General features: G+C 31.1%; 14 protein-coding genes. 5 read left to right on the forward strand and 9 right to left on the reverse strand.

Features of this window, described 5'->3' with window-relative positions:
- Positions 1–15 precede the first annotated feature (15 nt).
- A complete protein-coding gene (locus U0D62_RS23225) occupies positions 16–699 on the forward strand; it encodes a cell division ATP-binding protein FtsE (RefSeq protein WP_322289750.1) in 684 nt (227 codons plus the stop codon).
- Positions 700–705: 6 nt separating this feature from the next.
- Here the strand turns inward: U0D62_RS23225 and U0D62_RS23230 are convergent, their stop codons facing one another.
- Complete coding sequence (locus U0D62_RS23230; protein WP_322289751.1) at positions 706–1,539, reverse strand: 2OG-Fe(II) oxygenase; 834 nt, start codon at positions 1,537–1,539, stop codon at positions 706–708.
- Positions 1,540–1,595: 56 nt separating this feature from the next.
- On the opposite strand from U0D62_RS23230, the gene U0D62_RS23235 reads away from it, so the two are divergent.
- The gene (locus U0D62_RS23235) at positions 1,596–2,480 is read left to right on the forward strand and encodes a glycosyltransferase family 2 protein (protein ID WP_322289752.1); all 885 of its coding nucleotides are present in this window, start codon (positions 1,596–1,598) and stop codon (positions 2,478–2,480) included.
- Positions 2,480–3,418 carry a glycosyltransferase gene (locus tag U0D62_RS23240; protein ID WP_322289753.1) on the forward strand — a complete coding sequence of 313 codons (939 nt, stop codon included), beginning with the start codon at positions 2,480–2,482 and terminating at the stop codon, positions 3,416–3,418. The genes U0D62_RS23235 and U0D62_RS23240 overlap by 1 nt, the downstream gene beginning before the upstream one ends.
- Here U0D62_RS23240 and U0D62_RS23245 read toward each other — a convergent pair.
- Genes U0D62_RS23245 through U0D62_RS23260 form a run of 4 tightly spaced genes read right to left on the reverse strand, consistent with a single transcriptional unit; the run spans position 3,401 to position 7,340 of the window.
- Positions 3,401–3,844: a sugar 3,4-ketoisomerase gene (locus U0D62_RS23245; protein ID WP_322289754.1), complete on the reverse strand. Its 444-nt coding sequence runs from the start codon at positions 3,842–3,844 to the stop codon at positions 3,401–3,403. The genes U0D62_RS23240 and U0D62_RS23245 overlap by 18 nt on opposite strands.
- On the reverse strand, positions 3,817–4,887 hold the full coding sequence (locus U0D62_RS23250; protein ID WP_322289755.1) for a glycosyltransferase: 1,071 nt from the start codon (positions 4,885–4,887) through the stop codon (positions 3,817–3,819). The genes U0D62_RS23245 and U0D62_RS23250 overlap by 28 nt, the downstream gene beginning before the upstream one ends.
- A gap of 38 nt (positions 4,888–4,925) precedes the next feature.
- On the reverse strand, positions 4,926–6,221 hold the full coding sequence (locus U0D62_RS23255; protein WP_322289756.1) for an O-antigen translocase: 1,296 nt from the start codon (positions 6,219–6,221) through the stop codon (positions 4,926–4,928).
- The gene (locus U0D62_RS23260) at positions 6,222–7,340 is read right to left on the reverse strand and encodes a DegT/DnrJ/EryC1/StrS family aminotransferase (RefSeq protein ID WP_322289757.1); all 1,119 of its coding nucleotides are present in this window, start codon (positions 7,338–7,340) and stop codon (positions 6,222–6,224) included.
- Positions 7,341–7,517: 177 nt separating this feature from the next.
- On the opposite strand from U0D62_RS23260, the gene U0D62_RS23265 reads away from it, so the two are divergent.
- Positions 7,518–8,663 (forward strand): glycosyltransferase, encoded by a 1,146-nt coding sequence (locus tag U0D62_RS23265; RefSeq protein ID WP_322289758.1) that lies wholly within the window; start codon positions 7,518–7,520, stop codon positions 8,661–8,663.
- Positions 8,664–8,666: 3 nt separating this feature from the next.
- Here the strand turns inward: U0D62_RS23265 and U0D62_RS23270 are convergent, their stop codons facing one another.
- The 4 genes from U0D62_RS23270 to U0D62_RS23285 form a co-directional block, all read right to left on the reverse strand.
- Positions 8,667–9,599 carry a GNAT family N-acetyltransferase gene (locus tag U0D62_RS23270; protein WP_322289759.1) on the reverse strand — a complete coding sequence of 311 codons (933 nt, stop codon included), beginning with the start codon at positions 9,597–9,599 and terminating at the stop codon, positions 8,667–8,669.
- An 84-nt stretch (positions 9,600–9,683) separates the two neighbouring features.
- Complete coding sequence (locus U0D62_RS23275; protein ID WP_322289760.1) at positions 9,684–9,842, reverse strand: hypothetical protein; 159 nt, start codon at positions 9,840–9,842, stop codon at positions 9,684–9,686.
- Positions 9,843–10,151: 309 nt separating this feature from the next.
- Complete coding sequence (gene typA / locus U0D62_RS23280; protein ID WP_322289761.1) at positions 10,152–11,951, reverse strand: translational GTPase TypA; 1,800 nt, start codon at positions 11,949–11,951, stop codon at positions 10,152–10,154.
- A 136-nt stretch (positions 11,952–12,087) separates the two neighbouring features.
- Entirely contained in the window at positions 12,088–12,621 is a 534-nt protein-coding gene (locus U0D62_RS23285) for a DUF3575 domain-containing protein (RefSeq protein ID WP_322289762.1), read from the reverse strand.
- A gap of 123 nt (positions 12,622–12,744) precedes the next feature.
- Between U0D62_RS23285 and kdsA the strand changes: the two genes are divergently transcribed.
- Positions 12,745–13,566 (forward strand): 3-deoxy-8-phosphooctulonate synthase, encoded by an 822-nt coding sequence (kdsA, locus tag U0D62_RS23290; protein ID WP_322289763.1) that lies wholly within the window; start codon positions 12,745–12,747, stop codon positions 13,564–13,566.
- Positions 13,567–13,573 lie beyond the last annotated feature (7 nt).

Genomic DNA, 13,573 nt, shown 5'->3' on the forward strand with positions numbered 1-13,573 from the left:
TTCTGAAATCTAAACATGTCTAATACCGTTTTACAATTAAAAAATGCTTCTATTTATCAACGAGAAAGTTTAATTCTATCAGATGTAAATGTTGAAGTTAACAAAGGTGATTTTGTATATCTTATTGGTAAAACAGGTACTGGAAAAAGTAGCTTTATGAAAACCTTATACGGAGATATTCCGTTAATGGAAGGAGATGGAAGTATCGTAGATTTTGATTTAAGAACTCTTAAAGAGACTCAAATCCCTTTTTTAAGAAGAAAATTAGGTATTGTTTTTCAAGATTTCAAATTACTTAATGATCGCACGGTAAAAGATAATCTTTTATTTGTTCTTAAAGCAACTGGGTGGACGGATCAAAAGGCTATGGAAAGTAAGATTGATGATGTCTTGGATAAGGTAGGTATGAAAACCAAAGATTTTAAATTCCCATATCAATTATCTGGAGGGGAACAACAACGAATTGCTATTGCCAGAGCACTATTAAATGATCCTGAGCTTATTCTTGCTGATGAACCTACAGGAAATCTTGATCCGCAAACTTCTGTAGAAGTTATGGAGGTATTGCAGGATATAAATAAAAACGGAAACACCATTCTTATGGCAACTCATGATTATGCTTTGCTACTTAAATATCCATCTAAAACTTTAAAATGTGATGGCAATAAAGTGTTTGAAGTAGTTCAAAGAAAGGAGTAATAACACTCAATCATTATCTTTCTTTTTATACACATGAGGATTCTCTTTTACACCTTTTTTGAATAATTTTCTTAATCCCATCCTTAGAGAAGAATCTATTTTAAGAATACGATTTTTAAAGCGTTGATCTGGTCTTCCTCTAAATGTGGTGACATGAAAAGTTTTTGCTGAATCTACAGGTTTTTCTGAAAAATAGTAATTAGAAACACAACATCTAATCTTACTTACGCTTACTTTACTTACAGAATGCCAGGACTTTTTATGGGTCGCCATTACAGCTAAACGATTAAAGCGGGATTCAACGGTTATTGGATTATCCTTTATTCCGTTAGGCCATAATTCTAGGTTACCTCCATGATCAATTTCCCACGCTGGTGTAACATAATATAGTAGATTAAGTACTCGCCATAATTTTCGGTCTTTATCGTGAGAATTATCTAAATGTGGATTCAAATAATTGTCTTTACCCATCATAGAAATTCCTCCTGCATATAAATTTTTATCAGGCTGTATATCGTTATAGTTACATATATTAGAAATAACCTCTACTATTCTCTTATCTTGAAAAGCATATGTTACTTCCTCTAATAGTGGATGATACTTATCCATTTGGGCAGCTACATACTTAAATTCTCTAATACTCTTTTTTAGATGTACTTCTTCTTTTGACGGAAAGCAAGAGAATATCTTATTAGCTAGCTCGTCTGGCAAAACATTATCCAGATAAAAAAAACCAATAGCATCACGTGAGGCTGTAAAGTGTTTTTTTAAAGCATCTTCATTATCTTTGAGACTTGTTAATATAAGATCGGCTATTTCTGTCCTATTGGGGTAATTCATAGATCCATCGCAAATTTGTTCTAAAAGTAATTATAAACTTTAAGTAAAACATATAGATGTTATCAATTTTAATTCCTGTTTATAATTATGATATCGTTCCACTGGTTATCGAAATCCATAAACAAGTAACTACAAGTGATCGTATTTTTGAAATATTAGCTTATGATGACGGTTCTGATCCTCGGTACAATGCCAAAAACAAAGCTATCAAAAACCTTAAAGGTTGTACTTTTAAAGAATTACCAAATAATATTGGGCGTAGTGCTATCCGAAACCTATTAGCTTCTGAGGCTAATTATGAATTGTTATTATTTATAGATGCGGGTACTTTTCCTAAACATAAAAATTTTATTAGCAATTATCTAAAAGAAAAGTCCAATACCGTGGTTACTGGTGGTATGACTTGTTTATCCAAAACACCAAAAAAACCTTACAAATTAAGATGGTTATATACCCAAAAGAGAGAATCTATAAATAATCAAGATCCTTCTAAAAATGCTACAATTATATGTTCTTCTAATTTTTTGATCAGAAAAGAAATATTTGAAACTGTACAATTTGATGAAAGTCTTAAAAAATATGGTTGTGAAGATGTTGTATTTTTTGATGAAGTTTTGAAACAAGGAATTTCTATAAAGTATATTAATAATCCTGTAATTCATGATGCTGGAGATGATTCTTATGCATTTATGAAAAAGACTGAGCAAGCCGTAGAAAATTTGGTGTATTTAATTTCATCAAATAAGATTGATAAAAACAGGTATAAAGTATCCAAAATCTATCATAATCTAAATAGATTAAAACTCGATACTCTCGTTGCATTTATTTTTTCAAGCTTTAAAAAAATATTATTAATAAATTTAAATTCTTCTTATCCTTCAATTTTATTATATGATTTCTATCGTTTAGGCTATTTTTGTTTATTAAAAACCAAAAATTAGTGCCTTATTTTTCTGTAGTCATACCACTTTTTAATAAAGAACATAATATTGCCAACACGCTGCATTCGGTAATTAATCAAAGTTTTATTGACTATGAAATTATTATCATTAATGACGGTTCTACCGATAATAGCGAACATATTGTTTCTCAATTTACCGATCCAAGAATAAAGTATTTCTATCAAACTAATCAAGGTGCGGCCGTTGCCAGAAATAAAGGTATTAATACCGCTCAAGGAAATTATATTGCGTTATTGGATGCCGATGATCATTGGTTTCCTAATCATCTAGAGGAGTTCAAAAAAAGTATCGATCAATATCCTGATCATTTTATTTTTTGCAATAATTATTCGATTAAAGTAACATCAAAAAATAATATCCCTACTCATTTTAGCTATTTACCAAAAGGAAACATTGTTATTATTGACAATTATTTTAAAAGTAGTTTATTTAATTCTATAGCCTCTTCTACGACAATCTGTATTCATAACTCTGTTTTCAAAAAAGGATATAATTTTGATCAGCAAATAGCTTCTGGGCAGGATACTGATTTATGGATTAGATTAGGGCTTGAATATAAATTTATATTTAATAAAAATGTAACTGCCATATATAACAGATACATTGACAACAGTTTATCTAAAACTAATAATTCTGATGCTCGCAGAAAATTTACATTAAAATTTATCGAAGCTGAGAAAAAAGATAAGCACTTAAAAAAGTATATCGATTTAAACCGTTTTTCTATTGCTCTTCAATATAAAATAGACGGAAAGACTAAGGAATATAAGCAACTACTATCAGAGCTAGACCAGAATCATCTTAATCAAAAGCAAAAACTCTTAATAAGATCACCAAAATTTATAATTGTTATTCTTAAAAAGATTCAAGAATTATTAATCTACGGAGCAAATATCAGGTTAACTAGTTTTAAATAATTCAAAATCTTCAAAGTTTCTGATATAATCTTCTTCTTTATATATATCAGAAGCAAGAACCACGCATACTGATCCAGAAGAAAAGTTATCCAATTCTCTCCATATCCCAGGAACTATTAATAATCCTTTATCGGGTTTATTAAGCGTAATTCTTTCTTGGTTTTCTCCATCTCTCAAAACTACTTCAAAACTTCCGCTAACGGCAATCAAAAACTGATATAGATTTTTATGTGCATGACCTCCTCTACTAGCATCACTAGGAACATCATATAAGTAATATACTCTTTTGGTTTCAAAGGGAACAACATCTTTTTCAATAACCGCAATATTGCCTCTTGTATCACGAATTTTAGGAACTTCAATAATTTTACAACTAGAAAGTTTTGTAGGATGGTTCACTATTTTGGAGGAAGTATTGCTTGCCATTGTGGGGTAATATTTTGAATTCTAAATTTTGATACACTCGATATAGAACCTTCTTTACATTTTTTATAAAAACCTACGTCTGTCACCATTTTATTTAAGGAGTTTATAAATTCATTTTCATTTTTATATGGCACTAAGATACCATTCTCTCCTGTAACTATCACTTCTGAGGGTCCCGAATTACAATCTACAGAAACCACTGGAGTACCCATTGCCAAAGATTCTATTAAAACCATCGGAAATCCTTCATAATTGCTAGTTAATGTTGTAAACAAGGCGTTACGAACATATGGAAATGGATTTTCTGAAAAATTTTTAAAAACTACCGAAGATTCTATATCATATTCTTTAACTAAGTTTTGAATTTTTTTCTTATCTGGTCCTTCGCCTAGAATCCATAGTTTTATTCCCTTAGAAGGTAATTTTGAAGATGCATACGTTCGAATCAAAAAACTATAATTCTTAGATTCATCTACAATTCTTCCATAAGATAATATATAAGGTCTCTCAGGTAATTCAATTTTTGCTTGTGATAAAGTATTCCAATGTCCTTCATCAAAAGCATTGTAAATACAGATACCATTATTCAAACCATATTTTTGCTTAAAATGAGTTACCGCAGCCTTTGACACACCTGCTAGCTTATATGCTTTCTTATATAAACTTCTCGCTAACCACCTATTATCAGGGAAATATGATTTCAAATTATAATTATGTACCATATAAACTATGGGTAATGCTCTATAGATAAACATAGTGGTAATCCATTGTTTTAACCATCCTGGTCTGGTACGTGCATCAATTACATAGTCAAAATTTTCTTTTTTAAATACGTTATAGGTGTATCTAAATTTTTTCAAACGTTTAAAAACACCTCGTTTTTCTAAGGTTAATTTTCCCAGATTAACAAGGTTTCCTTTATATTCAAATATTATTTCATCTACTATACTAATGATAGTTACTTCATATCCGCTATCAACTAACATTCTAGAAAGTATTGCTGTAGACCTTTCTGCTCCTCCTGAGCTTAGAGAATATACCATTAAGCAGATTTTTACCTTTCTTTCTTTCTGCATATCAATCAAATATTTCTATCTGGTCCAAAAAATGATTTTCTAAAAATCAAAATCAATAAAATGAAATAAAACAAATAATTAAAAAAATGAGCCATCGAACCTCCAATAAAACCATATTGTTTAATCAAAAATATACTACAGAAATATAAAAACCCTAATGAAAGTATTTCTGTAATGATATAATGCCAAAACATTCGTTTTGCCAAAAACTGATATGCAATCACTAATGAAGCAATTTTAAAAACATCTCCAGACAGCTGCCAGATAAAAAGTGGTTCCATTTTTAAAAAATCATCAGACAGAAGAATCCTAACGATAAAATCTCTTAAAAAGTAAATTAATAAGAACCCCAAAACAAATACTGGAAGAATGATTTTATAAAAGTTTAAAACCTCCAGTTTAAATTGTTTGCTTCTCTTTATTTCTGATAGTTTTGGCAATAAATATAATGTAAGTAAAGTGGTAATAAACATCATATACTGATTGCTTATTCTCTGCATAGCTTCCCAAAAACCTGCTTCATCCACTCCTTGACTAGCTATAATAAAGTTTCTGATTTTAATCAATATAGCTGGTAAAACTGTAGCTGAGATTAAAGCCATAATAGAATAAGAACTAAATCTTTTAAGATATTTGAAAGAGATTCTATTTGCTAATAATAGTTTGGCAAAATTCTTTTGGTTCATTATCACAATTATGGTGATCAAAAGAGCAATTGCAGGGTTTAAAACAATGGCAAAAAATGCTCCTTCCAGTCTAAACTCCCAAATCAAAAATAAGGTTACTAATAAACCTAAAACACTACTAGCAATATTAAGGAGTATATATACTTTATATTTTGAAAAACCATTAATTATTGCAAGACATAACATATTAACCGCATAAAACGGCAATGCAATGCCCATAGCTTCAAAAATATAATCAAAATCATATTTCTCTCCAAAAACCAAGTCGTTCCAAAAATCTGGATTAAAGTATAACCAGCCTGCCAAGCACGTCATTACAATAAAACAGCTGTAATAAGCTGTAGAAAGTACCTCTATGAGCTCATCTTTATTTTTTTTATGCTCAGCAATGTATTTAACAACTCCATTATAAAGTCCTAAAGTCCCTACAGATTGTATCGAGGTTAAGACATTTCTTAAGTTACCGATAAGCGCCATGCCTTCTGCTCCCAAAAGTACTGCTATAACTTTGGAGCCTACCAAAGCAGTTACAAGTTTAACCGCAACCCCAATGGCATTAAAAGAACTAACTTTTACTAATATGTTCTTTTTTAATTTGTCTAAGTATGAACTCACTTAATACGCATTAAGGATTTTAATAATTTGTTTTATTTCTTCTTCTGTTAAACCAATATGCAAGGGGATACTGACTACTTCTTCGTGAATTCTTTCAGTAATTGGTAACGAAAGATATGAAAATTCGATCAATGCTTTTTGTCGATGAGGAGGTACCGGATAATGAATCAAATAACCTATTCCTGATTTTTCAAGATAATTAACAAAGTGCTTTCTATCTTTTACTCTAACCACAAAAAGATGAAAAACATGATTATTTGTTTTATTCCAAAATGGTAATAGAATCTTATGGTTATTTATTTCTGAAAGATAGCTTTCGGCTATTTGCCTACGTTTGATATTATCTTTCTCTAGATTCTTAAGCTTTGCCAGTAAAAAACCTGCCTGTATTTCATCTAATCTAGAATTGACTCCAATGAAATCATTAATATACTTGGTAGAAGTTCCATAATTACCTAAACTTCTTACCATATCAGCTACGTCTTTATCATTGGTAGTAACAGCTCCTCCATCTCCCAGTGCTCCCATATTTTTAGCCGGATAAAAACTAAAAGCTGCTGCATCACAAAGATTCCCTGCTTTATTGCCACCTTTATCTTCTGCTCCATGTGCCTGCGCTGCATCTGCAATCACCAAGAATCCTTTTTCTTGAGCAAACGAATTAATCTCAGGTATTGGTGCTAACTGGCCGTATAAATGTGTTGGGATAATTACTTTTGTTTTAGAAGAAACGCTTGTTTTGATATTAGGTATATTAATGTTAAACGTCTTTTCATCTGGTTCTACCAAAACTGGAACTAAACCAGCTTGTTTAATTGATAATATAGTTGCTATAAATGTGTTTGCTGCTACAATAACCTCATCTCCTTCTTCTAAACGACCAAGTTCTATATATGCTCTTAATATCAAAGTTAAAGCATCAAGACCATTTCCTGTACCAACACAATATCCGGTACCACAATACTTAGCATATTCTATTTCAAACCTTTGTAAAAAGCTACCTTTAAGGTATACTCCTGAATCTAAGAATTCTGAAAATATATTTTTAAATTCTTCTTGATAAGATATGTTGATTTTACGAAGATCTAAGAAAGGGATGGGTAGTTGATGATTAGCCATAAGTACATATTTATGTTTACCCTTATCAATCCTCTGATTAAGTATTCAATTCGGGAGCATTGTATTTTTTTAATTATTAAAGGATTTACAACTACCTTTACAGCAAAGATATTTTTTTTTACGTAAGCCTAATAATTGGTATTTAGAATTTTTATAGTATTTATTGAAACGTTTTGAATGAGAATATTACTTGTAGGAGAATATAGTAGACTTCACAATTCACTTAAAGAAGGACTTATAAAAAATGGTCATGAAGTTACTCTTATAGGTTCTGGTGATTTGTTTAAGAACTATCCTGTTGACATCAATATAGATGCTCATAAGGTAAAGAACAACTTTTTAATTAATAAAATACGCCATTTCATATATTTTACTACTAGTATTGACATAGCTTCTATTGAAATCATTTCTAATGTTAAAAAACATAAAAAACAACTTATCGATTACGATGTTGTTCAACTTATTAATGAAACACCTTTTAACATAGGGCCTTATTTTGAGAAAAGATTATTGAATTTCATTTTCAGGAATAACAGCAATGTTTTTTTATCAGCTTGTGGGGATGATCATGTTTTTATTTCTTATTTATTATCTAACCAACTCCCTTACAGCACTTTCACTCCTTTTTTAAAAAATAAAAAACTAAAAAAACATTATAAATTCCCATTACGATATATCACAAAAAAACATAGAAAATTGCATGATTTTGTTTTTAAGAATATCAAAGCTGTAATACCTGCAAGTGTAGAATATAGTATTGCTTATAGTCATATTCGTAAAACAGTTCCATTAATCCCCAATGCTGTAAATGTGGATATTATCCAGAAAACACCATTATCTACAGAAGGTAAAATCAAAATTTTTCACGGGATTAATAGTTCCAATACTATAAAAAAAGGGCATCAGTATTTTAAAGAAGCTTTAGACTACATCATCCAAAACTATAATGATAAAATCGAAATAACTACCACTAAGGATTTACCTTATGCTGATTATATTAAAAAATATAAAGAAGCACATATTGTCTTAGATCAGGCTCAAGCTCATGATCAAGGATACAATGCTCTTGAAGCGATGGCAATGGGTAAAGTCGTATTTACAGGTGCTGGTAGTGCTTTTAGGAATTACTATAACCTGGATAAAACTGTAGCAATAGATGCTACTCCGGATAGTAAAAAAATTGCCCAGAGTCTTGAAAAACTTATTTTAAACCCAAAAGAAATTATACAAATAGGTAACAATGCCCGAGAGTTTATAGAAAAAGAACATCATTATATGCAAATAGCTAAAAAATATGTTGAAACCTGGAAAATTAATTCTTAGAATTTATAGAGATAAGCGATAAAAATCCTGAGTATAAATCTCACAACCTAATTCTTCTTTTTGTTTTAATAAGCCAAAATTATTTTCAGTAACTGTACCCATGTCAAAGAATAAATAGCCTTCTTCTTTATATTTTTTAATTAAAGATATAAATAGAAAGTCCAAAGCTCTATTTTTTTCTCCGTCCATTGTTACTGCTCCATACTGTGATTTTACTACAGTAGTTGTTTTAAAAATAGTTATCCCTGCTTGAATTTTTCCTTGAAAACGTATAACAAATTGTTTAATGTTTTCTGGAAAACGATTTTTAAGTAACATAATCTCAGAAATCGAATGTACAGGAGTTGTTTTATGTTTTTGTTGTAGTCTTGGTATTAAAACCTGTTCCCAAAATTCTGAACAATCTTCTACTTCTTCAATTACAAACCCTAGATCTCTTTTTTTGTCAAAGTGTTTTAATTTACTTTTATGTATTTGTAATGGTAAGCGATAGTCTATAGCCAGATTTAAATCCCTTCTATACATCTCTCCTCCAGAATCCGTAAGAAAAAAAGAAAGCTCATTCGAAGGTCGTTGATTATAGAAAGATGGTTGATACTTAATAAAGAGTCTATGATTGCCTTCAGATTTTATATAATCTGTTAGTGTTTGAAGTATATGTCTTATTTTTTCTCCGCCAATGCTTTTCCTTAAAATGAGTCCTCCATATGTTAAACCTTGATGAGAATAAATATCCGTATTACTTTTGTTAGCGGGTAACAATGCTATTAAGCGCTGCCCATCATAAATCAAGAGTGAAAAGTCATCAAATCGATCTTTATGATATTCAATAAAATCTCGGTGAAAGAGAAAAGTACCATTTTTTGCATCCGCTACAAACGAATTCCATAGGGAATAATGATCTTTTTGATATTTTTTAATAGTATATACTCTCAAAATTTATATTTGGAAAGTGAAAATACTCAATTTGCACGTAGTAATTTAAATATAAATATTACTTTTATATGAGCATATGTAATATTATGCTTCTTTTTTGATAAAAAGATAATATAGATTTATACTCACAATTGCCATATTGGTTATAACAATAGGTAATGACCAATTGAGTAGTATCCCATAAATCACAAAGGCAACACACCCCACAGAGTTTACAAGACGAAGCTTTTTTATATCTCTCATCAGAAAAGATATTAATACCATAAAAGATGCGAAATATCCAACAATTTCAGTAATTAGACCTAGATCTGAAAACATAGCATTTATGTGTTTTATCGTTAAAAAATGTATTTTACCGGTAATTTGATTGTTTTTTACAAGTTTTGGAACACTTAAGCACATTACATTTGTCACCTAATTGATCTGGACAAATAAATGTTAAAAAATATTGTCCCCCAAAACCAATTTACCCCTAAAATTTTCCCCAATTATATCTAAAAAAATCCCGAGTGCACTCGGGATTTTTGTTTTTTTATATAATATGCAATCGCTTTATACGATTTTATTACGCTTACGTTCTACCTCAGTCAGAAATACTTTTCTTAATCTCAAATGATTAGGAGTAACTTCTACATATTCATCCTTTTGGATATACTCTAATGCTTCTTCCAATGAAAATTTAATAGCTGGAACAATTTTAGCTTTATCATCAGCACCCGATGAACGTACGTTAGACAGTTTTTTAGTTTTAGTAATATTTACTGTCATATCATCACCACGAGAGTTCTCACCGATTACTTGTCCTTCATAAATATCTTCTCCTGGATCCACAAAGAATTTTCCTCTGTCTTGTAATTTATCAATTGAATATGGAATAGCAGTTCCTTTTTCCATAGAAACAAGTGAACCATTTATTCTTCCAGGGATATCTCCTTTTAAAGGCTGATATTCTTTAAAGCGATGTGCCATTATAGCTTCACCAGCAGTTGCAGTTAATAATTGATTACGTAACCCTATAATTCCTCTTGAAGGAATCAAAAACTCACAAACCATACGATCTCCTTTAGCTTCCATACTTAGCATTTCACCTTTACGCAAGCTCACCATCTCGACTGCTTTTCCTGAAACGTGCTCTGGTAAATCGATAGTAAGTTCTTCTATTGGTTCACACTGTGCACCATCAATAGTCTTAATTATAACCTGTGGTTGTCCGATCTGTAATTCATACCCTTCACGGCGCATAGTCTCGATTAAAACTGATAAGTGCAGTACACCTCGTCCAAATACCAAAAATTTATCTGCACTATCCGTATCATTAACTCGTAATGCTAAGTTCTTTTCCAGCTCTTTTGCTAATCTTTCCTTTATATGTCTTGAGGTTACAAATTTTCCGTCTTTACCAAAGAAAGGTGAATCATTAATGGTAAATAACATACTCATTGTTGGTTCATCTATAGCAATAGTTTTAAGTCCTTCAGGGTTTTCAAGATCTGCAACAGTATCCCCTATTTCAAAACCTTCTAACCCTACTAATGCACATATATCTCCTGCCTCAACTTTTTCAACTTTTTTTCTTCCTAAACCATCAAAAGTATGAAGTTCTTTTATTTTAGACTTCTTAATAGTTCCATCTCGTTTTACAAGTGAAACCTGCATCCCTTCAGTTAGTGTTCCTCTCTGTAAACGACCGATAGCAATACGACCAGTAAACGAAGAGAAATCTAATGATGTGATAAGCATTTGTGGGGTTCCCTCTTCTATTTTAGGAGAAGGGATATGGTCAATTACCATATCAAGTAATGGTTCAATATTATCAGTTTCATTCTTCCAATCTTCACTCATCCAGTTATTCTTAGCAGACCCATAAACCGTTGGAAAATCCAATTGCCATTCTTCTGCTCCTAACTCAAACATCAAATCGAATACTTTCTCATGAACCTCATCAGGAGTACAATTTTCTTTATCTACCTTATTAACCACAACACAAGGTTTCAAACCAAGGTCAATTGCCTTTTGTAAAACAAAACGAGTTTGAGGCATAGGTCCTTCAAAAGCATCTACCAATAATAATACTCCATCAGCCATATTTAACACACGCTCTACTTCACCACCAAAATCGGCGTGACCAGGAGTGTCAATAATATTAATTTTGGTGTCTTTATAAGTAACCGAAACATTTTTAGAAGTAATTGTAATTCCTCTTTCTCGTTCCAGATCATTATTATCCAAAATAAGATCCCCTGTATTTTCATTCTCACGAAATAACTGGCAATGGTACATAATCTTATCTACCAACGTAGTTTTTCCGTGATCTACGTGAGCAATTATAGCAATATTTTTTATAGCTTTCATATCTCCCTGATTTTTAAGGGTGCAAATGTACGAGTTATTTCGACAGGTTGTATATTAAAACTGAATTATTAAAAAAGCTTCATAATCAGGCATCTAAAACCTAAACATGAAGCTTAACTATTTAACTACTTGTTCTTTATTTACCTATTACCCAGCTAAGTCTAAAGCCAACAATGGGTGCTATATTTCCATCCTCATTAGTAAACTCATACCCCAAACCAAGTTCTAAACCTATATTAAAATTAGAATTATATGTTCGTTGAAATCCCCAAACAGGGCCAACGACTCCAATATAATCTATATCTGTATCCAAATCTCCGATAATTGGGTTTCCAGGAGCTAAAAAGGAAGTTAATGCTACATAGTTTCCTGAGTTTTTTGTAATATTTTTATTTTTTGACAAACGTTTCTCCAGATTGTAATAATATCTATATGCTCCCTCAAAAGTGAGAAATACTCCAAAATCTTCTTCATTATTTGTTTTTACATAGGCAAAACCAGTTCCTACTCTAAAATCAAGAGTGCTATTTTTATTAAGACCTACTTCATACTCTATCCCAGGAGTAAAAAGATTAATTTTAAATAATTGATCTTCTACACTAGCATCCCCATATTGTGCAGATACTACTATAGTTGTTAAAAAGAAAATTGCTGTGAGTACTTTTTTCATGAATGTTATCTTTTGTGTGAATGCCTAAGCATTTATCAAACTCTATACCAGATCCACTTTTTCTAAAATTTCTTTAATCCAAACTAACTAAAACTCTATCTTTGCTGCTCTTAAAAAAACGATATGAATCTTTCTGAAATCAAAAACCTTAAAAATCTTGAAGCTGATAATTTTTTCTTACTTGCTGGCCCTTGTGCTATTGAAGGAGAAGATATGGCACTACGTATAGCAGAAAAAGTTGTGGCTATTACTGATAAATTAAAGATTCCATATGTATTTAAAGGTTCTTTTAAGAAAGCTAATCGTAGTCGTATTGATAGTTTTACAGGTATAGGAAATGAAAAAGCTTTAAAAATATTACGTAAAGTTGGCGAGACTTTTACAATTCCGACCGTTACAGATATTCATGAAAATGAAGATGCTGCAATGGCGGCAGAGTATGTGGATATTTTGCAGATTCCAGCTTTTCTGGTTCGTCAGACGGATTTAGTAGTTGCTGCTGCTAAAACAGGTAAAACGGTAAATCTTAAGAAAGGGCAATTTATGAGTCCTGAAGCAATGCAGCACGCAGTTAAAAAAGTAAATGATAGCGGTAATTCTAAGGCTATGATCACGGATCGAGGAACTATGTTTGGTTACCAGGATATGATCGTAGATTTTAGAGGAATACCTACAATGAAACAGTACGGAACAACGGTATTAGATGTTACACATTCTCTTCAACAACCCAATCAATCAAGTGGAGTTACTGGAGGTAGACCAGAAATGATAGAAACTATCGCCCGTGCCGGAGTTGTAACAGGAGTTGATGGACTATTTATGGAAACTCATTTTGATCCTGCTAATGCAAAAAGTGATGGTGCTAATATGTTACATCTGGATCACTTAGAAAAACTATTAACCAATCTTGTAGCAATAAGACAGACTGTAAATAATCTGTCGTAAGATATAC

The organism is Aquimarina callyspongiae, from assembly GCF_034322225.1.
Lineage (GTDB): Bacteria > Bacteroidota > Bacteroidia > Flavobacteriales > Flavobacteriaceae > Aquimarina.

Excerpts from the sequence above, each read along its gene's own strand:
- U0D62_RS23225 (WP_322289750.1), top strand. The coding sequence starts at position 16 with ATGTCTAATACCGTTTTACAATTAAAAAATGCTTCTATTTATCAACGA.
- U0D62_RS23230 (WP_322289751.1), bottom strand. The coding sequence starts at position 1,539 with ATGAATTACCCCAATAGGACAGAAATAGCCGATCTTATATTAACAAGT.
- U0D62_RS23235 (WP_322289752.1), top strand. The coding sequence starts at position 1,596 with ATGTTATCAATTTTAATTCCTGTTTATAATTATGATATCGTTCCACTG.
- U0D62_RS23245 (WP_322289754.1), bottom strand. The coding sequence starts at position 3,844 with ATGGCAAGCAATACTTCCTCCAAAATAGTGAACCATCCTACAAAACTT.
- U0D62_RS23250 (WP_322289755.1), bottom strand. The coding sequence starts at position 4,887 with ATGGTATATTCTCTAAGCTCAGGAGGAGCAGAAAGGTCTACAGCAATA.
- U0D62_RS23260 (WP_322289757.1), bottom strand. The coding sequence starts at position 7,340 with ATGGCTAATCATCAACTACCCATCCCTTTCTTAGATCTTCGTAAAATC.
- U0D62_RS23265 (WP_322289758.1), top strand. The coding sequence starts at position 7,518 with ATGAGAATATTACTTGTAGGAGAATATAGTAGACTTCACAATTCACTT.
- U0D62_RS23275 (WP_322289760.1), bottom strand. The coding sequence starts at position 9,842 with ATGAGAGATATAAAAAAGCTTCGTCTTGTAAACTCTGTGGGGTGTGTT.
- typA (WP_322289761.1), bottom strand. The coding sequence starts at position 11,951 with ATGAAAGCTATAAAAAATATTGCTATAATTGCTCACGTAGATCACGGA.
- U0D62_RS23285 (WP_322289762.1), bottom strand. The coding sequence starts at position 12,621 with ATGAAAAAAGTACTCACAGCAATTTTCTTTTTAACAACTATAGTAGTA.
- kdsA (WP_322289763.1), top strand. The coding sequence starts at position 12,745 with ATGAATCTTTCTGAAATCAAAAACCTTAAAAATCTTGAAGCTGATAAT.